We start from the raw sequence: 24043 nt of genomic DNA, 5'->3' as shown, positions 1-24043 counted from the left end.
GTCAGGCCCCGATCGCCGCGCGTTCCGCCAGCCCGCGCAGCCGGCGTACCGCCTCGGCGGGGTCGTCGGCGCCGTAGACCGCGGTGCCGGCCACGAAGGCGTCGGCGCCGGCCGCGGCGGCCTGCTCGATGGTGTCGGCGGCGATCCCGCCGTCGACCTCGATGCGCAGGTCGAGGTGGCCGGCATCGACGTGCCGCCGGGCGGCGCGGACCTTGTCCAGCAGCTGCGGGATGAACCGCTGCCCGCCGAACCCGGCCTTGATGGTCATGACCAGCAGCGTGTCGAAGCTCGGCAGCAGATCGAGGTACGGCTCGATGGGGGTGTCCCGGTCGATCGCCAGCCCCGCCCTGGCCCCGGCGGCCCGCAGGTCCTTGGCCAGTGCCACCGGGTCGTCGCACGCCTCGGCGTGGAAGGTTACGTTGTAGGCGCCCGCGTCGGCGTAGCCGGGTGCCCAGCGACGCGGATCCTCGATCATCAGGTGCACGTCGAAGGGCAGCTCGGTGACGGCCCGCAGGCTCTGCACCACGGGCAGCCCGATGGTCAGGTTCGGCACGAAGTGGTTGTCCATCACGTCCACGTGCAACCAGTCCGCGGCGTTCTCGACGGCGCGGACCTCTTCGGCGAGACGGGCGAAATCGGCAGCGAGGATACTGGGCGCGACAATGGGCGGCGGTACGGTCACAGGGCCAGTGTACGAAGGCCGCCATCCGCCGCTGGCGGCACGCCGGCAACCGGGAACACCCGGTGACCCAGAGGTGACCAATGGTGCAGAATGGCCCTCTTCGGGCCAGTGGAACGGGACGAAGCGGGGCCGTGACTGGCCAGACGACCGAATCGCGGCAACACTCCATCAGGGATGGTGACGGTATCGTGCAGGCCGGTGGGCGCGAGAGCCGACAGCCGCGTGGCGGATCCCGGGAAGGGCGGACGATGCGACGGTGGCTCGCGGCGCTGGCGTTGGCCGGTGTAACTGCGATACTGCTGAGCGGCTGTGTGCAGCCGGGCGGGACGGACGGGGATCTCACCGACGACTGGCCCGTCATGCGCGTACCGACGATGTTCGTGCCGGCCACCGACGCCTGTCTGCCCCGGGTCACCGCGGTCGTGCAGGCGAGCACCTACGAGACCGTGGACTGCGCGCGCAACCACCTGGCCGAGACGGTCCACGTCGGCGAGTTCACCGGCTCGGCGGCCGACGGCCGGCGACCGGAACCGGGGTCGGCGGCGCTGCGGACTGCCCGTGCCGAGTGCGACCAGCGGACCCGGCTGGTGCTCGGTGGCGACTGGCACACCGCCCGGCTCACCCTGAACATCGCCCTGCCGTCGGTGTCGGCCTGGAACGGCGGTGCCCGGTGGTTCCGCTGCGACCTGAGCGAGACCGACAGCATCGACAACACCCGGCCGGTCAACCGCACCGGGAGCCTACGCGGCGCGCTGATCGGCGACTCACCGCTGGTGCACCGCTGTTTCGACCCGAAACTCATCGGCGACAGCCTCAACTACATGGCTCCGGTGCTCTGCTCCGAGCCGCACGGCGCGGAGTTCGTCGGCGTGTACATCGAACGGGACATGACCTGGGAGCAGTTCGTCGCCTCGGACGGCCAGGCGCACAAGCGCTGCATGGAGCTGATCGCCGTCTTCGCCGAGGTACCCAACAACGCCGACCTGCCCTACCGCGCCGGCTCGATCTTCTATCCGCCGTCGCAACGGGAATGGGAGGAGGGCGACCGCGGGGTGCGCTGTATCTTGTGGAGCGACGACCGCAAGCTCACCGGTTCGATGCGGGGAGTCGGCCCGCGGGGACTACCGGTGACCTGACCACGGTGCCGTATGCTGCCGGTCCGTGGCGTGCCGCGGTCCGTGGCCACGCCCCAGGGGGAGGTCGACGGGGATGCGACGATGGCTGACCGGGTTCGCGTTAGGCGCGGTGGCGACGCTGGCGCTGGCCGGCTGCACCGAACCAGTGGGAACGGACGGTGACCTGGTCGACGACTGGGCGCCGATGGCCGCGCCCACGGTCTTCACGCCCGAGGCGAAGACGTGCCACGCCCAGACCCAGGAGGTCGGCTACCTTCGCGCCTACGACCCGGTGGACTGCAAGCAGCCGCACCGGGTCGAGACCGTGCACGTCGGCACGCTCACCGACGTGGGCGGGGCGAACCCGCCGGCCGCCGGCAGCGCGGGGATGCGCACCGCGTTCCGCGAGTGCGACCGGGAGCTGCGGACCACGGTGGGCGGCGACTGGCGTACCGGCCGGATCGGGCTGACCGTCGTCTTCCCGTCGCCGCCGGCCTGGACCGGTGGCGCACGCTGGTTCCGCTGCGACGCCCACGAGCTGCGCGGCCTCGACGTCCCGATCCCGGAGCGGCGCACGGCCAGCCTCACCGGTGCGCTGGCCGGCTCGTCGCCGCTGCGGCACGGCTGTTTCAATGCCAAGACCAAGGGCGACGAGGTGACCGAGATGGTCGCCGTCAAGTGCACCGCGCAGCACCGGGCCGAATTCGTCGGCGTCTGGCAGGCCCCGGCGACCGGCTACGCGGCGTTCCGGAAGGACGCCGACCGGGCCCACCAGGCCTGCCGCAGCATGATCGCCAAGTTCGCGAAGATCCCGGACGACGGCAACGTCAAATACCGCGTCGGCACCATCTTCTACCACCCCACGCAGGACGAGTGGCGCAGCGGCAACCGGGGCGTGCAGTGCTTCCTGTGGAGTGAGCGCACGCTCACCCGTTCGCTGAAGGGCGCCGGCACCCGGGCTCTGCCGATCAACTGACCCCCCGGGGTCAGGCCCCCCTCGGCGGCCCGGGCGACGAACGCCTTCCACCCGCACGGCCACGACCTGGTCAGGTGCGGCGCAGCACGGCGAGGAACATGGCGTCGGTGCCGTGCCGGTGCGGCCAGAGCTGCACCGTCGGCCCGTCGCCGAGACCCGGCATGCCGGCCGGCAGCAGCGGTCGGGCGTCGACGAAGTCCACCGGGGTGCCGGAGCGGCGGGCCGCCTCGGTCACCGTCACGTGGGTCTCCACGGTGTGCGGTGAGCAGGTCACGTAGGCCACCACACCGCCGGGGCGGACCGCCCGCAGCCCGGCGGCGAGCAGCTCGCGCTGCAACCGGGTCAGCGCCGGCAGGTCCGACGGTTGGCGTCGCCAGCGCGACTCCGGCCGGCGGCGCAGCGAGCCCAGACCGGTGCACGGCGCGTCGACCAGCACCCGGTCGAAATGCCTCTCCGGCAGCTTCGGCTCGGCGCCGACCAGCCGGCCGTCGGTGTGCAGCACATTCACCGGCAGGCCCCTGGTCGCGCTCTCGACCAGCCGGGCCCGGTGCTCGGCCACCTCCACGGCGGTCAGCCGCACATCACGTTGCGCCGCGAGCGCCCCGAGCAGCCCCGACTTGCCGCCCGGCCCGGCGCACAGGTCGAGCCAGCGGCCGTCCGGGCCGTCCACCTGGGCCACGGCGAGGGCGTTCGCCACCAGCTGGGAACCCTCGTCCTGGACGTGGGCCCGCCCGTCGGCCACCGCCGCCAGGTCGCCGGGGGCACCGCCGCCGAGGTAGACCGCGTACGGCGAGAAGGCACCCGGCGCGCCACCCACCTCGTCGGCCAGCTCGACCGGGTCGGCCAGGCCGGGCCGGGCGCACAGGTGCACCGGTGGCCGCTCGTTGTCCTCGATCAGCAGGCGGGTGGTCTCGCCGAGATCGCCGCCGAGCGCCTCGGCGAACGCCCTGACAATCCACTGTGGATGGCTGTAGGCAAGAGCGAGGTGACCGATCGGGTCGGTCTGGATCGGCGGCGCGAGGCGGGACACCCACTCGTCGGAGTCCGCGCCAGCGACCTCGCGCAGCACCGCGTTGGCGAAGCCGGTGGCGCCCTGGCCGACCGCCCGGACCAGGTCGACGGTCGAGGAGACCGCCGCGTGCGCGGGCACCCGGGTGTGCAGCAGCTGGTACGCGCCGATCCGCAACGCGTCGCGTACCGGTGGATCGATCCGCTGCACGTCCCGGCCGGCCGCCCTGGTCAGGATGGCGTCGAGAGTGCCGAGGTGACGCAGCGTGCCGTAGGTCAGCTCGGTGGCGAAGGCGGCGTCCCGGCCGAACAGTCCCTCCTCGCGGAGGATCCCCGGCAGCACCAGGTTGGCGTACGCGTCGTCCCGGTGCACCGCCGCGACCGCCTCGTACGCGGCGTGCCTCGGCCGGTCCGGCGCCGGCCGCCCCACCCGCGGGCTCCGGCGATCGTTGCCCCGTCGGGCTGCGGTGTCCCTCACGCGAACTCCTCACCGGCGCTGACCCGGACGCCGCGCGCCCAGTCGGTGGCCGGCATGGCCCGTTTGCCCGCCGCCCGCACCTCGCCGAGCCGGACCGGGACGGTGGCCGTGCCGGCCAGCACCCGGGCCTTGGAGACCAACAGCTCGCCGGGTTTGAGGGTGGGGGCGTCGGGAGCCGGAGTGACCACACCGAGCTTGACCCGCTCGCCGCGGAAGGTGGTCCACGGGCCGGGCGCCGGGGTGCAGGCACGGATCCGGCGGTCCACCGCGAAGGCGGGATCGGCCCACCGGACCCGGGCGTCCTCGACGGTCAGCTTCGGTGCCAGGGAAACCCCGTCGGCCGGCTGCGGTTGCGCCCGGGCGGTGCCCTCCTCCAGCGCGTCCAGGACCGCCACCAGCAGCCCGGCACCCGTCTGGGCGAGCCGCTCCAGCAGGTCGCCGGAGGTGTCGGCGGGCCGGATCTCGTCGGTGAGCGTGCCGTACACCGGCCCGGTGTCCAACCCCTCCTCCAGCTGGAAGACGCTGGCGCCGGTCAGCTCGTCGCCGTGCAGCACGGCGTGCTGCACGGGCGCGGCACCGCGCCACGCGGGCAGCAGCGAGAAGTGCAGGTTCACCCAGCCGTGCCGGGGGATCTCCAGCGCGACCGGCGGCACCAGCGCGCCGTAGGCCACCACCGGCACGCAGTCCGGGGCGAGCGTCCGCAGCCGGTCCAGGAACTCCGGCTCGCGCGGCCGGGCCGGGGTGAGCACCTCGATGCCACGCTCGTCGGCCCAGGCCCCGACCGGGGACCGGACCAGGCCCCGGCCCCGCCCGGCGGGCGCGTCCGGGCGAGTGACCACGGCGACCAGCTCGTGCCGGGACGCGGCCACGGCGGCGAGCGCGGGAACGGCGACGGCCGGCGTACCGGCGAAGATCACACGCATCGGTTCACCGCCCCAGGCCGAAGGGGCTGCCGGCGGCGTGCGGGCTCAGCTTGACCGTGGGCGGGGCGGCGACGTCGTACCACTCGGCCTGCCGGATCGCCTTCATCGCCTCCTTGCGGCCGGACGGGTCCAGCCGGTCGATGAACAGCACCCCGTCGAGGTGGTCGGTCTCGTGCTGCACGCAGCGCGCCATCAGGCCGGTGCCGACGATCTGCATCGGGTCGCCGTAGCCGTTGAAGCCCTTGGCGATCACGTTCTGCCGGCGCTTGGTGTCGAAGTAGAGCCCGGGAATGGAGAGACAGCCCTCCGGGCCGTCCTGCTCCTCGGCGTCCGGGAACTCCAGCACCGGGTTCACCAGGTGGCCCACCACGTCGTCGACGTCGAAGGCGAACACCCGTAGGCCGACGCCGAGCTGCGGCGCGGCGAGACCGGCGCCACTCTGCTCACGCATGGTGTCGGTCAGGTCGGCGATGAGCTTGCGCAGCTCCGCATCGAAGTCGACCACCGGATCGGCCGGCGTGCGCAGCACCGGATCCCCGAAAAGACGGATGGGCTGGACGGTCACCGGGTGGACTCCTTAGCGGTGGGACGGGCCGTGCCGTACCAGTCTACGGAGTGCCCGGATCCGCCCCGGCCGGCGCACCACGATCGGTCAGCCGGCGGCGCCGGACTCCCCCGCCAGCACCGCGTCCCCGCGGAGCAGGGCGTGCTCCGGCAGCGGCAGCCGGATGTCGTGGGCCGCCTCCCAGTCGTGGATCAGGCTGGGGCGGGCCTGCGCGGCGAAGTAGTCGATCGCGCTCATCCCACCCACCACGGGCTCGTCGACCTCGGCGACCAGCCGGCCGGGCACCAGCCGGAACCCGCACTGCAACGCGGCGCTGAGCCGGCGGTGCCCGTTGACCACGAAGTAGTACTCGCCGGTGTAGCCGATCTCCAGCGGCTCCAGGGCCGCCTCACCGGCGGCGGCGACCTCGGCGACGAAGGCCGAATCCCAGAGCCCGCGCAGGCCCGCGCCCTCCTCGGTCGGGTAGACCCGTGCCGGGTCGAGCAGCAGCAGCGGCGGCGCACCGCGCAGCACCTCGGGGGCGAGCCGCCCCTCGTACGCATCGATGATGCGCTCGATCACCTCGTCGGCCGGGGCCCGGGTGGTGTCGCAGATCAGGTCGTAGTTGCGCAGCCGGGCCTTGTCCACGCCGTACCGGATCAGGAACCGGCCGCGCTCGCTCTCGCTGCGTTCCCGCAGACGGGCCTTGGCCTCCTCCTGGGAGGTGTAGCTCTCCGCCGGACCGGAGGGGCGCAGCAGCACCCGGCGGGCCGCCTCACCCGGTTCGGTGATCATGTGCACCTTGAGCGCGTCGGTGAAGAAGTGCCAGGCCAGCCGGGAGTCCATGACGAGGCTCTCACCGGAGGCGGCGATGTCGCGCTGGAGCTGGTCGACGTAGCCGTCGACGGCCTGGTCCAGCTCGGCGTGCAGGTTGAGCTGGAGCGCGGTCATCTGGCGCTCCTGGGCCATCTGCCGGTAGAGGTCGCCGACGCTGACCCGGCGCAGCCCGAGCCGCTCGGCGATCACCACGGAGACGGTGCTCTTGCCACTGCCGAGGTCACCGTTGAAGACGATCGACTGACGAACGGTCACGACTGGTCCACCCCTGATCACCAGCTGATTGAGATCATCGATATCGCGCCCGACCGACGCGGTTCCGCCGCCCTGCGTCACCGCAGCCCGGCGCCGCGCCGCGATCTGGAGCCGTCGTATGCCCCGGCATGACGGGCGATGCTATCACCTCTGCCGCGGCATCCCCGAAGACGCGTCCCCGGGCGCACCCGCCCACACCCAGCGTCACGACAGCATCGCATATGGCGACCTCTGGCGCGTGGATCGACACCCACCGTCACCGAACGACATCAGAACAGCGCGAGCGGATCGACCTGTAGGCGCACCGGGTCGGCCGCCTTCCGGGCGCTGCGTGCCCCGGCCGCCGCGTGCAACGCCTCGGCCAGCGCCGCGGCCCGCGCCCGGGGCACCCGCACCAGCATCCGTTCCCGCTCACCGTCGGCCGGCACCGGGCCGAGCAGCTCCGCGCCGTCGGGCAGCCGCGCCTGGGCCAGCAGATCCGCGACAGCGGCCGGCAGGCCGGTCACGCTGGCCATCCGCACCGCCGGGGGAAGCCCAGCTCCCGGCGCTCGGCCAGCTCACGGGCCGCGAACCAGCCGGCGTCCCAGCGCAGCAGCGCCTGCACCGGCGCGAGCGCGCCGTCGGCGACCACCACCACCCGGCCACCCGCGGCAGCCGGCCGGGCCAACGCGGCCGCCGCCGACCAGCGGCGCAGCGCCTCCTCACCGGCGCGCAGGTCGGCCCGGGTCAGCAACGCCCAGGTGTCCAGCAGCAGCACCGCTCCGTAGCCGCCGACGGCGACCGGCTCGGCGCCCGGCGTGGAGATCACCAGGCCGGCGCCGCCGGGGACCTCCGCCAGCACCTCCTCCCGGCCGGAGGTGCGCACCGGCACGTCGGGGAAGGCCCGGCCCAGCTCCTCGGCGGTACGCCGGGCGCCGGTGACCGAGGCCCGCAGCCGCCGCCCGCCGCAGTGCGGGCAGGCGTACGCGGCGGCGACCCGGCCGCACCAGCGGCAGGCCGGCGTGCCACCGGCCGACGGCAGCGCCAGCGGCCCGGCGCAGTGCGGGCAGCGAACCGGGCTGCGGCACCCGGCGCACGCCACCGAGGGCAGATAGCCCCGACGGGGCACCTGGACCAGCACCGGCAGCTCGGCCCGCAGCGCCTCCCGGGCGGCCGTCCAGGCCAGGCTCGGCAGCCGCGCGGTGGCCGCGGCCGGATCGCGGGCCAACTGCGGATCGTCGCCGGTCGGGGCGACCGCGGGGGCTCGCGCCCGCAGCACCGCCCGGTCGGCCACCACCTCGCGGGCCCAGCCGGTCTCCACCAGCAGCTGCGCCTCGGCGGTCCGGGCGAAGCCGCCGACCAGCGCCGCGGCGTCGGCGAGCTGGGCGCGGGTGAGCAGCACCTCACGGGCGTGCGGGTACGGGGACCGGGGCTCGGCGTGCAGGTCGTCGCCGTCGTCCCAGATGGCCACCAGACCCAGCCGGTCGACCGGGGCGAACATGGCCGCCCGGGTGCCGATCACCACCGGCGCGTCGGCCCGGCGGGCGGCGAGGAAGGCCCGGTAGCGCCGCGCCGGACCGAGCGAGGCGGAGAGGCAGACGTGCCGGCCGGGTCCGAGCGTCCCGGTCAGCGCGGCGTCGAGCCGGTCCAGGTCCCGCCCGTCGGCGACCACCGCCAGGGCGCCCCGGCCGGCGGACACCGTGGCGGCGACCGCGGTGGCGTAGCGGGCCGCCCAGTCCTCCCCGGCAGCGCCGACCACACCGCCCGGGGTGCCCGCCCCTCGGCCAGCGCCCGCAACAGCGCCGGCCCGGCCGGATAGTCCCGCCACCCGCCCGGCTCCGGCGACCCGCCGGTCGCCGGTGGACCGGCCGTCGGCTCCTGCGGCGCGGTGGCCTCGGGCCCTTCGGGTGTGGCGGTCGTGCCCTGCTCGGGCGCGGCGGCCTGGGCGAGGACGTCCTTCTCCACCCGGGCGTGCCGTGGTGGGACGGCCAGGCGCAGCACGTCGGCCAGGCTGCCGGCGTACCGGTCGGCGACCACCCGGGCCAGCCGGGCCACCTCGGGGGCGAGCACCGGCACCGGCGAGACCACCTTCTCCAGGTACGCCAGCCGCGGGTGGTCGGAGCGCTCGGCGCGTTCCAGCAGCCACCCGTCGACGAGCTGGCCGGCGAAGCGCACCTTCACCCGCACCCCGGGCACCGCGTCGGCGGTCAGCGCCTGCGGCACCAGGTAGTCGAAGGGGCGGTCCAGGTGGGCCAGGGGCACGTCGACACAGACACGGGCGACCGGCGACCCGTCAGCGGGCCGCCGGTCGTCGTGCCTGGCGCCGGTCAGGCCCCTGCGGCCGACTTGAGGTCGGCGGCCCGGTCGGTGCTCTCCCAGGTCAGGTCCGGCAGCTCGCGGCCGAAGTGGCCGTACGCGGCGGTCTGGGCGTAGATCGGGCGGAGCAGGTGCAGGTCCCGGATGATGGCGGCCGGGCGCAGGTCGAAGATCTCGGAGACGGCCTTCTCGATCGAGGTGACCGGCACGGTCTCGGTGCCGAACGTCTCGATGAAGAGGCTCACCGGGTGCGCCTTGCCGATCGCGTACGCGACCTGCGCCTCGCAGCGCTCGGCCAGGCCGGCCGCGACGACGTTCTTCGCCACCCACCGCATGGCGTACGCGGCCGACCGGTCCACCTTCGACGGGTCCTTGCCGGAGAAGGCCCCACCGCCGTGCCGGGCGTAGCCGCCGTAGGTGTCGACGATGATCTTCCGCCCGGTGAGGCCGGCGTCGCCCATCGGGCCACCGATCTCGAACCGGCCGGTCGGGTTGACCAGCAGCCGGTACCCGTCGGTGTCCAGACCGAGGCTCTCCAGCTCGGGCGCGATGACGTGGTCGCGCACGTCCGGGGTGAGCAGCGAGTCCAGCGAGATGTCGGCGGCGTGCTGGCTGGAGACGACCACCGTGTTCAGCCGGACCGGGCGCAGCCCCTCGTACTCGATGGTGACCTGGGTCTTGCCGTCTGGGCGCAGGTAGGGCACGGTGCCGTCCTTGCGGACCGCGGAGAGCCGGCGGGCCAGCCGGTGCGCGAGCGCGATGGGCAGCGGCATCAGCTCCGGCGTCTCGGAGCAGGCGAAGCCGAACATCATGCCCTGGTCGCCGGCGCCCTGCGCGTCCAGCGCGCTCTCCGACGCGCCGGTACGCAGCTCGAAGGCGTTGTCGACGCCCTGGGCGATGTCCGGCGACTGGGAGCCGATGGAGACGCTGACGCCGCACGAGGCGCCGTCGAAGCCCTTCTTGGACGAGTCGTAGCCGATGCCGAGGATGGTCTCGCGCACGATCGTCGGGATGTCGGCGTACGCCTTGGTGGTCACCTCGCCGGCGACGTGGACCTGGCCGGTGGTGATGAGGGTTTCCACGGCGACGCGGCTGTGCGGGTCCTGGCTGAGCAGGGCGTCGAGGATGCCGTCGCTGATCTGGTCGGCGATCTTGTCCGGGTGGCCTTCCGTGACCGATTCGGACGTGAAGAGGCGGCGTGTCACGGCACTCCTAAGTTTTTGGACGTCGTTCCGCGGCAGTTTAGTCACCGACCGGCGGGGCTCGACCGACGGTCGTCTAGCGGTCCATCCGTCAGGAGGAGTCGCCGGTGAGCCGGGCGACCACGAGGTCCCAGACGCCGTCGGCGAGTTCCTCCTTGGACCGTTCGGGCATCCGGATGACCGAACCGTCCGCGCCGATGACGGTGGCCGCGTTGGTTTCGGCGCCGAAGACCTTCTCCGGCCCGACCTCGTTGATGACGATGAGGTCGGCCCGCTTGCGGGCGAGCTTGGCCCGCCCGTTGGCCTCGGCGTCGTCGGTCTCGGCGGCGAACACCACCAGCACCTGCTCCGGTCGACGGCGCTGACCCAGCTCTGCGGCGATGTCCGGGTTGGTGACGAGTTCGATGGTGGGCGCCACGCCGTCGTCCGACTTCTTGATTTTGCCAGGCGCGTACCGCGCCGGGCGGAAATCGGCCGGAGCCGCCGCCATCACCACCGCATCGGCGTCGACGGCGGCCTTCAGCGTCGCCTCGCGCAGCTCCCCGGTGGTGCTCACCCGGACCAGGTCCGCGCCGGCCGGGTCGGGCAGCGCGACGTTGGCCGAGATCAGCGTGACCCGGGCGCCGCGGGCGACCGCGGACCGGGCGAACGCGTAGCCCTGCTTGCCGGAGGAGCGGTTGCCGAGAAACCGCACCGGGTCCAGCGGCTCCCGGGTGCCACCCGCGGTGACCACCACGTGCCGGCCGGTCAGGTCCGCGGGGGCGTCGACGCCCCGGGCCAGGGCCCGCCGGGCGACCGCGAAGATCTCCGCCGGGTCGGGCAGCCGGCCCTTGCCGGTGTCGGCGCCGGTGAGCCGGCCCACGGCCGGCTCGATGACCCGTACGCCCCGGGACCGCAGCGTCGCGACGTTGGCGACGGTGGCCGGGTTTTCCCACATCTCGGTGTGCATGGCCGGTGCCAGCAGCACCGGACAGCGGGCGGTGAGCAGGGTGTTGGTGAGCAGGTCGTCGGCGAGGCCGTGGGCCGCCTTGGCCAGCAGGTCGGCGGTGGTGGGCGCGACCACCACCAGGTCGGCCTGCTGGCCGAGACGGACGTGCGGCACCTCGTGCACGTCGGACCAGACGTCCTCGGCGACCGGCTGGCCGGAGAGCGCGGCCCAGGTCGGCGCGCCGACGAAACGCAGCGCCGCAGCGGTCGGCACGACCCGGACCCGGTGCCCCGACTCGGTGAGCAGGCGCAGCAGCTCACACGCCTTGTAGGCGGCGATCCCGCCGCCCACCCCGAGGATGATCCGGGCGCTCATCGACGCGCGGGGATTACGGCTGGTCGGTCGGCTCGGCGGTGAGCAGGCCCGCGTTGATCTCGCGCATCGCGATGGAGAGCGGCTTCTCCTGGGGGGTGGTCTCGACCAGCGGGCCGACGTACTCCAGCAGGCCCTCGCCGAGCTGGCTGTAGTAGGCGTTGACCTGGCGCGCGCGCTTGGCCGCGAAGATGACCAGCGCGTACTTCGACGTCGTCTTCTCCAGGAGCTCGTCGATCGGCGGGTTGGTGATGCCTTCGGGGTTGGCGATGGATCCCACGGATGAACCTCTGAGTCTTTCGCACGGACCGCGCGAACGCGGTGCCGGCGCTCAACCGCGCGGACGCGGCCGGGCCGGAGCCAGGAATGAAGAACCGATAAACCCTACCAGCTCTGCCACGACCCGCTCGGTTCGGTCGTGCGACACGCTGTGGTCGAAGGCCGCCACGGTCGCCGGGCCCGGGATCCGGCCGGGCGGATGGAGTAGGACGAGTCGCGCCTCGGACCACACGGCCCGGACCAGCAGCGCCCCGTCGAGGTCGAGCGGGAGCAGGACCGGCTGACCGGCGGCGAGCCGGTTGCGCAACGGGCCGATCTCCGTGCCGCGCCGGTACGCCCCGAGCCGGCTCCACTCCAGCAGCTCGCCGGCGGCGGTCCGGCGGTCGAAGTCCGCCGGCGCGAGGAAGTGTCGGTGGACGCCGTCCAGCTCGCCCTCCCGGCGGGGCCGGGTGGTGACCGCGATCGGCGTCCAGATTGACGGAGAACGCGCCCGGATCAGCTCGACGACACTCTCCCTGCCGGCTCCGGATGGGCCAGCCAGGACAGTGAGCCGAGCCGCCGGACGCGCCTCGTCATCCAAGCTCACTGCTTGTTTCTACACGCAGCCGTGCTCAGTTGGCGGCGAACTCCCCAAGCAGGGCCTTGCGCTGCTGCTCGCCGAGGCCACGCAGGCGACGGCTGTCGGCGATCTTGAGCTTCTCCATGATCTGGGTGGCCCGGATCTTGCCGATGCCCGGCATAGCTTGCAGCACGGCCGACACCTTGAGCTTGCCGACGACATCATCGGACTCGGCCCGCTCAAGAACGGCTCCGAGGGTGGTCTTGCCCTGCTTGAGCTGCTCCTTCAGCTCGGCACGGGCTTTGCGGATCTCCGCGGCCTTCTCCAGCGCGGCTGCGCGCTGCTCAGGGGTCAGTGACGGGAGCGGCACCAGTTCTCCTCAGGTCCCTATCGCGACGGGCGGGACGCGCCGCCGCATCTGTGAAACGTGGTGTCGCTGTGAACCCAGGGGTTCCCAGCGCGGGGAAAACTAGCGGTCAACGGAGCTTTCGGCAACGTGGGCGCGCGATGATCACCACAAAGTGACCGAGCTGTCAGTCAGTCATGACGACGCAGGGCAGCCCGGCAGTCCGCCACCGCGCGCTGCGCCGCAGCCCGCAACGCCTCCGGGTCTGGTCCCGCTCCCAGCACCTCCCGGGAGTACGAGGGCAGCACCGCGGGCAGGGCGGGGCCGAAGACCGTGCGCAGATCCGCCGCCGTGGCACCCTGCGCGCCGAGGCCCGGCGCGAGCAGTGGACCGTTCACCGCGGAGAGGTCACAGCCGGTCTCGCCGACCGTCGCACCGACCACCAGCCCGATGCTTCCGAGCGGCTCCGCACCCGCGTTGAGCTGGGAAATCTCGTCGATCACGGTCTGCGCGACGGTCCTCCCGTCGGCACCGCGGGCGCGCTGGACCGAGGCGCCCTCGGGGTTGGAGGTGAGCGCCAGGACGAACACTCCGCCGCCGTGTTCGGCGGCCAGCTCGAACATCGGCGCGAGCGAGCCGACGCCCAGGAAGGGGCTCGCGGTCACCGCGTCCGCATACATGGGACTGGATGGATCGAGGTACGCCGACGCGTACGCGCGGACCGTCGAGCCGATGTCGCCGCGCTTGACGTCAAGCAGAACGAGCGAGCCATAATCTCGTAACTGTCGGATAGTTGACTCAAGAACCGCCACCCCTTGGGACCCGAATCGCTCGAAGAACGCCGACTGGGGCTTGACCACCGCAACCCGGTCACCGAGGGCGTCCACGACGGTCCGGGCGAACCGCCTCAACCCCTCGACATCGTCGGTGAGACCCCAGCTGACCAGCAGTTCCGGGTGCGGATCGATGCCGACGCAGAGCGGTCCCCGCTCGCCGATCGCCCGGTGCAACCGGGCCCCGAAGCTCTCCATACCGAGTGCCTTTCCTCTGGTGCTCAACTTGCTCCGTCCGGCTACTCAACCTTGGCGGGCCCGGACAGCTGACTACTCAGGCGGCCTTGACGGCCGCAGCGATACCTGCCGCGATCAGCGCCAGGTCGGCGTCGCCGGTGACGTACGGCGGCATCGTGTAGATCAGGTCCCGGAACGGGCGCAGCCACACCCCCTGGGCCACCGCGGCGGCCGTGGCGGCGGCCAGGTCCACCTCGTGATCCAGCTGCACCACGCCGATGCCACCGAGCACCCGGACATCCGTCACCCCGGGTGCGCCGCGCAGCGGCTCCAGGCCGGCGCGCAGGCCACGCTGGAGCCGGGCCACCTGCCCGGCCCAGTCCCCGTCCCGCAGCAGGCCCAGCGAGGCGTTGGCGACCGCACAGGCGAGCGGGTTGCCCATGAAGGTCGGTCCGTGCGCCAGCACCCCGCCGGCACCGATGCCCCGCGCCACCTGCGCCGTGCAGAGCGCGCCGGCCAGGGTGAGGTAGCCGCCGGTGAGCGCCTTGCCGACACACATCACGTCCGGCGCGACGCCGGCGTGCTCGGCGGCGAACATCGTCCCGGTGCGGCCGAAGCCGGTGGCGATCTCGTCGAAGATCAGCAGCACGCCGTGCGCCCGGGTCACCTCGCGCAACACCCTTAGGTAGTGCGGATGGTGGAACCGCATCCCACCGGCGCCCTGCACCACCGGCTCCACGATCACCGCGGCCAGCTCGTGGGCGTGCCGCTCGACCGCGTCGGCCAGCGCCGCCTCGTACGCCGGATCGGGTGGGCCGTCGAAGCCGCCCGGCGGCGCCGGGGCGAAGACCTGCCGGGGCAGCACGTCGCCCCAGAGGTGGTGCATGCCGCCCTCGGGATCGCAGACGCTCATCGGGTGGAACGTGTCACCGTGGTAGCCGCCCCGCCAGGTGCCCAGCCGGCGGCGCTGCGGCTGGCCGGTGGCCCGCTGGTATTGCAGGCACATCTTCACCGCGACCTCGACGCTGACCGAGCCGGAGTCGGCCAGGAACACGTGCTCCAGTCCCTGCGGGGCCAGCTCGACCAGGGCGCGGGCCAGCTCCACGGCGGGCGCGTGGGTCAGCCCGCCGAACATCACGTGGCTCATCCGGCCCAGCTGGTCGGTCACCGCCGCGTCCAGCGCCGGATGCCGGTAGCCGTGGATCGCCGCCCACCAGGACGACATCCCGTCGACCAGCTCACGCCCGTCGGCCAGCCGCAGCCGCACCCCCTCGGCGCTGTCCACCACATACGGCGGCACCGCCGGTGGCAGCGTCGCGTACGGGTGCCAGACGTGCGCGGCGTCGGCGGCGAGAATCTGTTCCGGCGTCATCCGTTCTGCCTCCCGTCGCCACGGGCGCGGAGTCCCCGGATTCCCGCGACTCGCCGCCCGAGGAACGAGCTGTGGACGCCGCCCGCTGTTCGTGGCCGTTCGCTGCGGCGGGAGCGGGGGCTGCGCCGCCGCCTCATCCGGCTCACGACCCCGCCGCGGCCGGTGCCGGGGTGGCCGCCGCGGCGCGGGCGACCGCGCGGGGCAGGGCCGGGCCACGGTAGACGAAGCCGGTGTAGAGCTGCACCAGGCTGGCCCCGGCGTCGAACATCCGGGCGGCGTGGTCGGGGTCGACGAGGCCACCGACACCGATGATCGGCAGCCGGCCGCCGGTCTCGGCGTGGACGAAGGCGACCACCTGCCGCGCCCTCTCGGCCAGCGGGCGGCCGGAGAGCCCACCGGTCTCGCCGGCCCGCCCCTGGTCGGCCGGGGCCAGCCCGTCGCGAGCCAGGGTGGTGTTCGTGGCGATCACCCCGGCGGCGCCCCGGGCCAGGCAGACCTCCAGCAGCTCGGCGATGGCCGGCTCGGTGAGGTCGGGGGCGATCTTCACCAGCACCGGTTTCTCCCCGACCAGCGCGGCCAGCAGGGCGTCCAGGTGGGCCCGGTCCTGCAACGCCCGCAGCCCGGGGGTGTTCGGCGAGGAGACGTTGACCGCGAAGTAGTCGCCGTGCCCGCGCAACGCACGGTAGGACGCCCGGTAGTCGGCGACGGCGTCGTCCAACGCCGTCACCTTGGACTTACCGAGCGAGATCCCCAGCGGCACGCCGATCGGGCGGGGCAGCGCCGCGAGCCGGGCCGCCAGGGCCTCCGCTCCGGCGTTGTTGAAGCCCATCCGATTGATCACTGCCTCGCTGGCGGGCAGCCGGAACAGCCGTGGCCGGGGGTTGCCCGGCTGCGGGTGGGCCGTCACCGTGCCGACCTCGACGAAGCCGAAGCCCAGCGCCGGCCAGGCCGGCAGGGCCGCGCCGTCCTTGTCCATCCCGGCGGCCAGCCCCACCGGGTTCGGGAACCGCACCCCGAACACCGTGCGGGGCGCCGCCACCGCGTACCGGGCCCGCAGCGCCGCCAGCACCACCGGCATCCGCGACAACCCGGCCAACCGCCGCAACGTGAACTCGTGGGCCGCCTCCGCGTCCCCACCCCCCACCCGGAACAACCCCCGCCGAACCGTCTCCTCGAACACCGACCCCACTCCCCTACCCCTCTCCTCCCGCACCAACCCCGCACCCACCCCGCCGTTGACCATGCGTTGGCGGCGATGTCGATCTCGTCGACTGCCGCCAACCCCATGGTCAACGCGCTTGGGCGTGGGGTGGGCGGAGGGTGGCGTGGAGGGCCTGGAGGGGGCGTACCTGCATGTCGCCGCGGATGCGGGCTTCGATGCCCATCACCGCGGCGGCGGCGCCGGGGACCGTGGTGATGCAGGGGATGTCGGCGGTGACGGCGGCGCTGCGGATCTCGTAGCCGTCGGAGCGGGCGCTGGCGCCGGAACCCTGCGGGGTGTTGATCACCAGGGCGACCCGGCCGCTGAGGATCAGCGACACCGCATCGTCGTCGGCGCCGGCCTCGTAGTGCTTGGGCGCCTGCTCGCAGGCGATGCCGTGGCGGCGCAGCACCTCCGCGGTGCCGCTGGTCGCGACGATCTCGAAGCCCAGGTCGGCCAGGCGTTTCACCGGAAAGATCATCCCGCGCTTGTCCCGGTTCGCCACCGACACGAAGATCTTCCCCTCGGTCGGCAGCGAGCCGTACGCCGCCGACTGCGACTTGGCGAAGGCGTGCCCGAAGGAGGTGTCGATGCCCATCACCTCGCCGGTCGACTTCATCTCCGGGCCGAGCAGCGAGTCCACCCCCTTGCCGGCCGGCGTGCGGAACCGCTTGAACGGCAGCACCGCCTCCTTGACCGCGATCGGGGCGTCCGGCGGCAGCGTGCCGCCGTCCCCGGTCGGCGGGAGCAGGCCCTCGGCGCGCAACTCGGCGACGGTCGCGCCGAGCGCGATCCGGGCCGCCGCCTTGGCCAGCGGCACCGCCGTGGCCTTGGAGACGAACGGCACGGTACGCGAGGCACGCGGATTCGCCTCCAGCACGTACAACACGTCGTCCTTCAGCGCGTACTGCACGTTGAGCAGGCCGCGTACGCCGACCCCCCGGGCGATCGCCTCGGTGTACCGGCGGACCTGGGCCACGTGCGAGCTGGCCAGGGTGATCGGCGGCAGCGCGCAGGAGGAGTCGCCGGAGTGGATCCCCGCCTCCTCGATGTGCTCCATGATCCCGCCGAGGTAGACCTCGCCGTCGGCGTCGCAGAGCGCGTCCACGTCGATCTCGATGGCGTCGTCGAGGAACCGGTCCACCAGCACCGGATGGTCCGGGGAGATGTCGGTGGCCCGGCCGATGTAGTCGCGCAGCGTGACGTCGTCGTAGACGATTTCCATGCCGCGTCCGCCCAGCACGTACGAGGGACGGACCAGCACCGGATAGCCGATCTCGTCGGCGATCTCCTTCGCCTCCTCGTACGAGGTGGCGGTGCCGTGCGCCGGCGCGCGCAAACCGGCCCGGGCCAGCAGCGCCCCGAAGGCGCCCCGCTCCTCGGCCAGGTGGATCGACTCCGGTGAGGTGCCGACCACCGGCACACCGGCGTCCTTGAGCCGCTGCGCCAGCCCGAGCGGGGTCTGCCCGCCGAGCTGCACGATCACCCCGACCACACCCGGCCCGCCGGCCGCCCGGCCGGAGGAGTCCTCGGCGTGCCAGACCTCCAGCACGTCCTCGAAGGTGAGCGGCTCGAAGTAGAGCCGATCGGCGGTGTCGTAGTCGGTGGAGACGGTCTCCGGGTTGCAGTTGACCATGACGGTCTCGAACCCGCCGCCACCGGCCGGGCCGGCCGGCGCGTCACGCAGCGCCTGCACCGCGTGCACGCAGGAGTAGTCGAACTCGATGCCCTGCCCGATCCGGTTCGGCCCGGAGCCGAGGATCAGCACCTTCGGCCGGGCCGAGCCGACCACCTCGGTCTCCGCGTCGTACGACGAGTAGTGGTACGGCGTGCTGGCCTCGAACTCGGCGGCGCAGGTGTCCACCGTCTTGTAGACCGGCCGGATGCCGAGCCGGTGCCGCAGCGTACGCACGCCGTCCTCGGCGGCCAGTTCCGGGCGCAGCGCGGCCAACTGCCGGTCGGAGAGGCCGGCCCGCTTCGCCCGGCGCAGCAGGCCGGCGTCGAGCACCGGCGCGGCCACGATCTCGGCGCGCAGCTCGACCAGCCCGGCGATCTGGTCCAGGAACCACGGGTCGATCCCGCCGGAGGCCGTGGCGACCTCGGCGATCGAGGCGCCCAGCCGCAGCGCCCGCTCCACGGTGTAGAGCCGCCCGTCGTGCGGGGTGGCCAGGGCCGCGAGGGTGTTCTCCTTCGTCGCCCCCGCCGGGCCCGCGCCCGTCGCGGCAGCGACGACCGGATCAGGAACGGTCCAGAATCCGCCTTCTTTCGTCTCCATCGAGCGCATCGCCTTGTTCAGCGCCTCGGTGAAGTTACGCCCGAGGCTCATCGCCTCGCCGACGGACTTCATCGTGGTGGTCAGCTCCGGGTCCGCGCCGGGGAACTTCTCGAACGCGAACCGGGGGATCTTCACCACCACGTAGTCCAGCGTCGGCTCGAACGCGGCCGGCGTCTTGCGGGTGATGTCGTTGGGGATCTCGTCCAGGGTGTAGCCGATGGCCAGCTTCGCGGCGATCTTCGCGATCGGGAAGCCGGTGGCCTTGGAGGCCAGCGCCGAGGAGCGGGACACCCGCGGGTTCATCTCGATCACCACGATCCGGCCGTCGGCCGGGTTGACCGCGAACTGGATGTTGCAGCCGCCGGTGTCCACCCCGACCTCGCGCAACACCGCGATGCCCAGGTCACGCAGGCGCTGGTACTCCCGGTCGGTCAACGTCATGGCCGGCGCCACGGTCACGCTGTCGCCGGTGTGCACGCCCATCGGGTCGACGTTCTCGATCGAGCAGACCACCACCACGTTGTCGTGGCGGTCGCGCATGAGTTCGAGCTCGTACTCCTTCCAGCCGAGCACGCTCTCCTCGATCAGCACCTCGTGCACCGGGCTCGCGGCCAGGCCGGCGCCGGCGATGCGCTCCAGGTCGGCGTCGGTGTGCGCCATTCCCGAGCCGAGGCCGCCCATGGTGAACGACGGCCGGATCACCACCGGCAGGCCCAGCTCGGCGGCCGTCTCACGGACCGCTTCCATCGAGTGGCAGACCCGCGAGCGCGGCACCAGGCCCGACGGGTCCTCGATGCCGATCCGTACGCCCGCCTTGGCGACGATGTCCTTGAACAGTTGCCGGTCCTCACCGCGCCGGATCGCGTCGATGTCCGCGCCGATCAGCTCGACGCCGTACTTCTCCAGCACCCCGGCCTCGTGCAGGGCGACGGCGGTGTTCAGCGCGGTCTGCCCGCCGAGGGTGGGCAGCACCGCGTCGGGCCGCTCCTTGGCGATCACCAGCTCGACGAACTCGGGGGTGATCGGCTCGACGTAGGTGGCGTCGGCGAACTCCGGGTCCGTCATGATCGTCGCCGGGTTGGAGTTGACCAGGCTGACCCGGATCCCCTCGCTGCGCAGCACCCGGCACGCCTGGGTGCCGGAGTAGTCGAACTCGCAGGCCTGCCCGATGACGATCGGCCCGGAGCCGATCACCAGGATGTGCTTGAGATCGGTCCGCTTAGGCATTCGCGCGCCCCTCGCTCTGAATCCGGCCCTCGATCAACTCGGCGAACCGGTCGAAGAGGTAGTCCGCGTCGTGTGGACCGGCCGCCGCCTCCGGGTGGTACTGGACGGTGAAGGCGGGCACGTCCCTGGCCCGCAGCCCCTCGACCACGTTGTCGTTGAGGCAGAGATGGCTCACCTGCACGCCACCGAACTCGGTCTCGATCACCTGGTCGGGCACGACCGCCCCCGGCCGCACGCCGGGCACCTCGACGGCGAAGCCGTGGTTGTGGCTGGTCACCTCCACCTTGCCGGTGACCCGGTCGAGCACCGGCTGGTTGATGCCGCGGTGGCCGTAGCCGAGCTTGTAGGTGCCGAAGCCGAGCGCCCGGCCGAGGATCTGGCTGCCGAAGCAGATGCCGAAGAGCGGCACCTGCCGGCGCAGCACCTCGCGGGCCAGCTTGACCGGGCCGTCGGCGGTCGCCGGGTCACCCGGGCCGGGCGAGAAGAAGACCGCGTCCGCGCCGGTGGCCAGCAGCTCCTCGATGGTCGAGTCCGCCGGCAGCACGTGGGTGGTCACCCCACGGGCGGCGAGCCGGCGCGGCACGTTGCGCTTGATCCCCAGGTCCAGCGCGGCCACCGTGAACCGGTGCGCGCCCTCGGCCGCCACCACGTACGGCGTCGCGGTGGTCACCTCGGCGGAGAGATCCGCGCCGAGCATCTGCGGCGACCGGCGGACCCGGGCCAGCAGCGCCCGCGGGTCGTCGTCGACGCTGGAGATGCCGACCCGCATCGCGCCGCGCTCGCGCAGGTGCCGGGTCAGCGCCCGGGTGTCCACCCCGCTGATGCCGACGATCCCCTCGGTGGCGAGCCGGTCCTCCAGGCCGCCGGTGGCCCGCCAGTTCGAGCTGGCCCGGGCCGGGTCGCGCACCACGTACCCGGCCACCCAGATCCGCCGCGACTCGTCGTCCTCGCCGTTGACGCCGGTGTTGCCGATGTGCGGGGCGGTCTGCACCACCACCTGACGGTGGTACGACGGGTCGGTCAGCGTCTCCTGGTAGCCGGTCATCCCGGTGTTGAAGACCGCCTCGCCGAAGGTTTCCCCGACGCTGCCGTACGCCTCGCCGTGGAACGTGCGCCCGTCCTCCAGGACCAGGATCGCTCCTGCGCGCCTTGACATTATTTGACGACCTTTCCGTCCAGGACCGTCGCCTCGCCGCGCAGGAAGGTCGCCACGATGCGACCCGGCAGCGTCATCCGGGCGTACGGGGTGTTGCGGCTGCGGCTGGCCGACTCCGCCGGGTCGATCACCCGACGGGCCGCCGGGTCGACCAGGGTCAGGTTGGCCGGCACGCCGGGGGCGGGATCGTGACCGTGCCCGGTCAGCCCGGCGATCCGGGCCGGAGCGCGCGACATCCGCTCGGCGATCAGATCCCACTCCGGGCCGAGCACGTCGAGCGCGATCGACAGCGCCGTCTCCAGCCCGAGCATGCCCGGCCGGGCGTACGCCCACTCGCACTCCTTGTCCTCCACCGCGTGCGGGGCGTGGTCGGTGGCGACGATGTCGATCACCCCGTCGACCAGCGCGGCGCGCAGGGCGGCGATGTCGGTGGCGGTACGCAACGGCGGGTTGACCTTGAACACCGGGTCGTAGCTCTCGGCGCGTGCATCGGTGAGCAGCAGGTGGTGCGGGGTCACCTCGGCGGTGACGCGCACCCCCCGGGCCTTGGCCTGGCGCAGCACCTCGACGCTGCCGGCGGTGGAGACGTGGCAGACGTGCAGCCGGCTGCCGACGTGCTCGGCCAGCAGCACGTCCCGGGCGATGATCGCCTCCTCGGCCACCGCCGGCCAGCCGGTCAGGCCCAGCCGGGTGGAGACCTCACCCTCGTGCATCTGCGCGCCCTCGGTGAGCCGGGGCTCCTCGGCGTGCTGGGCGATGATCCCGTCGAACGCCTTGACGTACTCCAGGGCGCGGCGCATCAGCCTCGGATCGGCGACGCAGTGGCCGTCGTCGGAGAAGATCCGTACCCGGGCCGCGGAGTCGGCCATCGCGCCCAGCTCGGCGAGGCGCTCGCCGGCCAGGCCGACGGTGACCGCGCCGATCGGCTGCACGTCGACCAGCCCGGCCTCCCGGCCGAGCCGCCAGACCTGCTCGACCACCCCGGCGGTGTCGGCGACCGGCGAGGTGTTCGCCATCGCGCAGACCGCGGTGTAGCCGCCCAGCGCCGCCGCCCGGGAGCCGGTCTCGACGGTCTCGGCGTCCTCCCGGCCCGGCTCGCGCAGGTGAGTGTGCAGGTCGACCAGGCCGGGCAGGGCGACCAGCCCGTCGGCCCCGACCACGGTGGCGTCCGGCGCGGTCAGCCCCGGGCCGGCCTCGGCGACCACGCCGTCGCGGATCAGCAGGTCGGTCGGTGCGGCGCCGAGGACGCCGACGTTCCTGATCAGGTACGAGTTCACCGGTTGTTCCCCCCGAGCAGCAGGTAGAGGACGGCCATCCGGACGGAGACCCCGTTGGCGACCTGTTCAACGATGGTGGAGCGGGGCGAGTCGGCGACCTCGGGCGTGATCTCCATGCCCCGGTTCATCGGGCCGGGGTGCATGACGATCGCGTGCTCCGGCAGCCGGCGCATCCGAGGGCCGTCCAGGCCGTAGCGACGGGCGTACTCGCGGGCGGACGGGAAGTAGGAGTCGTTCATCCGCTCCCGCTGCACCCGCAGCATCATCACCACGTCGGCCGAGGGCAGCAGCGCGTCGAGGTCGTAGCAGACGTCGGTGCCGGGGGCGAGCGCGGCGGCGATGTCGAGCGGGATGAGGGTGGGCGGTCCGACCAGGGTGACCTTGGCGCCGAGGGTGGAGAGCAGCAGCACGTTGGAGCGGGCCACCCGGGAGTGCAGCACGTCGCCGACCACCGCGACCGACAGGCCGGCCAGCCGGCCCAGCCGGGACCGCATCGTGTACGCGTCGAGCAGCGCCTGGGTGGGGTGCTCGTGGGTGCCGTCGCCGGCGTTGACCACCGAGCCGTCGACCCAGTCGGCGAGCCGGTGCGGGGCGCCGGAGGCCGGGTGGCGGATCACCACCGCGTCGGCCCCCATCGCCTGGAGGGTCAGCGCGGTGTCCTTCAGGCTCTCGCCCTTGGCGACGCTGGAACCCTTCGCCGAAAAGTTGATCACGTCGGCGCTGAGCCGCTTGGCCGCCGCCTCGAAGGAGATCCGGGTCCGGGTGGAGTCCTCGTAGAAGAGGTTCACCACGGTCCGGCCGCGCAGCGCGGGCAGCTTCTTGACCTCGCGGCCGGCCACGGCCGACATCTCGGCGGCGGTGTCCAGGATCTGGGTGGCGGTGCCGGCGTCCAGGTCGGCGCCGGAGAGCAGGTGCCGGATCATGCGGTGGGGACCTCCCCGTAGAGCCGGACCTCGTCGTCCCCGTCGGTCTCGGCCAGCGTCACCTTCACGCTCTCGGCGAGCGCGGTCGGGATGTTCTTACCGACGTAGTCGGCGCGGATCGGCAGTTGCCGGTGCCCCCGGTCGACCAGCACGGCGAGCTGCACGGACGCCGGCCGCCCGAGGTCGCCCAGCGCGTCGAGGGCGGCGCGCACGGTGCGGCCGGAGAAGAGCACGTCGTCGACGAGGATCACCCGCATGCCGTCGATGCCGCCGGCGGGCAGCTGGGTGGGGCCGACCGCCCGGGTGGCCTGCCGGCGCAGGTCGTCGCGGTAGAGGGTGATGTCGAGCACGCCGACCGGGACGGAGATGCCCTCGAAGGCGCTGATCCGGGCGGCGAGACGCCGGGCGAGGGGGGTGCCACGGGTCGGGATGCCGAGCAGCACGGTGTCGGCCGCGCCCTGGGTCTTCTCAAGGATCTGGTGGGCGATCCGGTCGACGACGCGTTGCACGTCGGCGCTGGTCAGGATCACCTTCACCGAGGGTTGTCGCGGTGGCGACGAGCGGGCAGCCGATGGGTAGGCCACGGCAGACCTCCTTCCCCGCCTCACGGGACGGGTCGTTAAAGGATGTCGGGACCTCCGCCGCTGGCCGCGGGCGGCCGGTGGCGGGGCTGCGGTCACGTTACCAGTGGTCGACGCCCCGATCGCGGTCGGGCACGGTGGGCTACGCCACGATCGGGCACCCTCCGCTGAGCCGGCACTCAGCCTGGCGAAACCGGACAAGTCACCCCACGTGCCCAACGG

The 24043-nt window shown here is 73.2% G+C and carries 20 protein-coding genes and 1 pseudogene; 2 read left to right on the top strand and 19 right to left on the bottom strand.

What is annotated here, in order from left to right:
• Position 1 precedes the first annotated feature (1 nt).
• Complete coding sequence (gene rpe, locus ACQPYA_RS11505) at positions 2–682, bottom strand: ribulose-phosphate 3-epimerase (RefSeq protein ID WP_433532594.1); 681 nt, start codon at positions 680–682, stop codon at positions 2–4.
• Positions 683–930: 248 nt separating this feature from the next.
• Here rpe and ACQPYA_RS11500 point away from each other — a divergent pair, with 248 nt between their 5' ends.
• Both ACQPYA_RS11500 and ACQPYA_RS11495 read left to right on the top strand, forming a co-directional pair.
• The gene (locus ACQPYA_RS11500) at positions 931–1818 is read left to right on the top strand and encodes a septum formation family protein (protein WP_433532593.1); all 888 of its coding nucleotides are present in this window, start codon (positions 931–933) and stop codon (positions 1816–1818) included.
• A gap of 73 nt (positions 1819–1891) precedes the next feature.
• Positions 1892–2773, top strand: a complete 882-nt coding sequence (locus ACQPYA_RS11495) for a septum formation family protein (protein ID WP_433532592.1) — start codon at positions 1892–1894, stop codon at positions 2771–2773.
• A 70-nt stretch (positions 2774–2843) separates the two neighbouring features.
• Here the strand turns inward: ACQPYA_RS11495 and ACQPYA_RS11490 are convergent, their stop codons facing one another.
• The 18 genes and pseudogenes from ACQPYA_RS11490 to pyrR all read right to left on the bottom strand — a co-directional run bounded on the left by ACQPYA_RS11490 (position 2844) and on the right by pyrR (position 23824).
• The gene (locus tag ACQPYA_RS11490; protein WP_433533473.1) at positions 2844–4211 is read right to left on the bottom strand and encodes an RsmB/NOP family class I SAM-dependent RNA methyltransferase; all 1368 of its coding nucleotides are present in this window, start codon (positions 4209–4211) and stop codon (positions 2844–2846) included.
• A gap of 44 nt (positions 4212–4255) precedes the next feature.
• Positions 4256–5182, bottom strand: coding sequence for a methionyl-tRNA formyltransferase (fmt, locus tag ACQPYA_RS11485; protein WP_433532591.1), 927 nt, complete (start codon positions 5180–5182; stop codon positions 4256–4258).
• 4 nt (positions 5183–5186) lie between these two features.
• Positions 5187–5747 carry a peptide deformylase gene (gene def / locus ACQPYA_RS11480; protein WP_433532590.1) on the bottom strand — a complete coding sequence of 187 codons (561 nt, stop codon included), beginning with the start codon at positions 5745–5747 and terminating at the stop codon, positions 5187–5189.
• 87 nt (positions 5748–5834) lie between these two features.
• Entirely contained in the window at positions 5835–6818 is a 984-nt protein-coding gene (locus ACQPYA_RS11475) for an AAA family ATPase (protein WP_433532589.1), read from the bottom strand.
• Between the two features lie 269 nt (positions 6819–7087).
• Positions 7088–9059, bottom strand: a pseudogene (locus ACQPYA_RS11470) (primosomal protein N').
• A gap of 65 nt (positions 9060–9124) precedes the next feature.
• Positions 9125–10318 carry a methionine adenosyltransferase gene (gene metK / locus ACQPYA_RS11465; protein ID WP_433532588.1) on the bottom strand — a complete coding sequence of 398 codons (1194 nt, stop codon included), beginning with the start codon at positions 10316–10318 and terminating at the stop codon, positions 9125–9127.
• Positions 10319–10406: 88 nt separating this feature from the next.
• Positions 10407–11618 carry a bifunctional phosphopantothenoylcysteine decarboxylase/phosphopantothenate--cysteine ligase CoaBC gene (gene coaBC, locus ACQPYA_RS11460; RefSeq protein WP_433532587.1) on the bottom strand — a complete coding sequence of 404 codons (1212 nt, stop codon included), beginning with the start codon at positions 11616–11618 and terminating at the stop codon, positions 10407–10409.
• A gap of 13 nt (positions 11619–11631) precedes the next feature.
• Positions 11632–11895, bottom strand: a complete 264-nt coding sequence (rpoZ, locus tag ACQPYA_RS11455) for a DNA-directed RNA polymerase subunit omega (RefSeq protein ID WP_007075826.1) — start codon at positions 11893–11895, stop codon at positions 11632–11634.
• A gap of 51 nt (positions 11896–11946) precedes the next feature.
• Positions 11947–12480: a guanylate kinase gene (locus tag ACQPYA_RS11450; protein WP_433532586.1), complete on the bottom strand. Its 534-nt coding sequence runs from the start codon at positions 12478–12480 to the stop codon at positions 11947–11949.
• Positions 12481–12505: 25 nt separating this feature from the next.
• Complete coding sequence (gene mihF, locus ACQPYA_RS11445; protein ID WP_007458370.1) at positions 12506–12823, bottom strand: integration host factor, actinobacterial type; 318 nt, start codon at positions 12821–12823, stop codon at positions 12506–12508.
• A gap of 167 nt (positions 12824–12990) precedes the next feature.
• On the bottom strand, positions 12991–13830 hold the full coding sequence (gene pyrF / locus ACQPYA_RS11440; protein WP_433533472.1) for an orotidine-5'-phosphate decarboxylase: 840 nt from the start codon (positions 13828–13830) through the stop codon (positions 12991–12993).
• A gap of 76 nt (positions 13831–13906) precedes the next feature.
• Complete coding sequence (locus ACQPYA_RS11435; RefSeq protein ID WP_433532585.1) at positions 13907–15181, bottom strand: adenosylmethionine--8-amino-7-oxononanoate transaminase; 1275 nt, start codon at positions 15179–15181, stop codon at positions 13907–13909.
• Positions 15182–15323: 142 nt separating this feature from the next.
• On the bottom strand, positions 15324–16361 hold the full coding sequence (locus ACQPYA_RS11430; protein ID WP_433532584.1) for a quinone-dependent dihydroorotate dehydrogenase: 1038 nt from the start codon (positions 16359–16361) through the stop codon (positions 15324–15326).
• A gap of 109 nt (positions 16362–16470) precedes the next feature.
• Positions 16471–19884 carry a carbamoyl-phosphate synthase large subunit gene (carB, locus tag ACQPYA_RS11425; protein WP_433532583.1) on the bottom strand — a complete coding sequence of 1138 codons (3414 nt, stop codon included), beginning with the start codon at positions 19882–19884 and terminating at the stop codon, positions 16471–16473.
• A complete protein-coding gene (gene carA, locus ACQPYA_RS11420) occupies positions 19877–21040 on the bottom strand; it encodes a glutamine-hydrolyzing carbamoyl-phosphate synthase small subunit (protein WP_433532582.1) in 1164 nt (387 codons plus the stop codon). Before carA ends, carB begins: the two co-directional genes overlap by 8 nt.
• Complete coding sequence (locus ACQPYA_RS11415; protein WP_433532581.1) at positions 21040–22317, bottom strand: dihydroorotase; 1278 nt, start codon at positions 22315–22317, stop codon at positions 21040–21042. Before ACQPYA_RS11415 ends, carA begins: the two co-directional genes overlap by 1 nt.
• Positions 22314–23240, bottom strand: coding sequence for an aspartate carbamoyltransferase catalytic subunit (locus ACQPYA_RS11410; RefSeq protein ID WP_433532580.1), 927 nt, complete (start codon positions 23238–23240; stop codon positions 22314–22316). Before ACQPYA_RS11410 ends, ACQPYA_RS11415 begins: the two co-directional genes overlap by 4 nt.
• Positions 23237–23824 carry a bifunctional pyr operon transcriptional regulator/uracil phosphoribosyltransferase PyrR gene (gene pyrR / locus ACQPYA_RS11405; RefSeq protein ID WP_433532579.1) on the bottom strand — a complete coding sequence of 196 codons (588 nt, stop codon included), beginning with the start codon at positions 23822–23824 and terminating at the stop codon, positions 23237–23239. Before pyrR ends, ACQPYA_RS11410 begins: the two co-directional genes overlap by 4 nt.
• Positions 23825–24043: the final 219 nt, after the last annotated feature.

It is taken from the genome of Micromonospora sp. CA-263727 (assembly GCF_050942455.1).
In the GTDB taxonomy this organism is placed as follows: domain Bacteria; phylum Actinomycetota; class Actinomycetes; order Mycobacteriales; family Micromonosporaceae; genus Micromonospora.
This window is presented reverse-complemented; position numbering and strand designations above follow the sequence as displayed.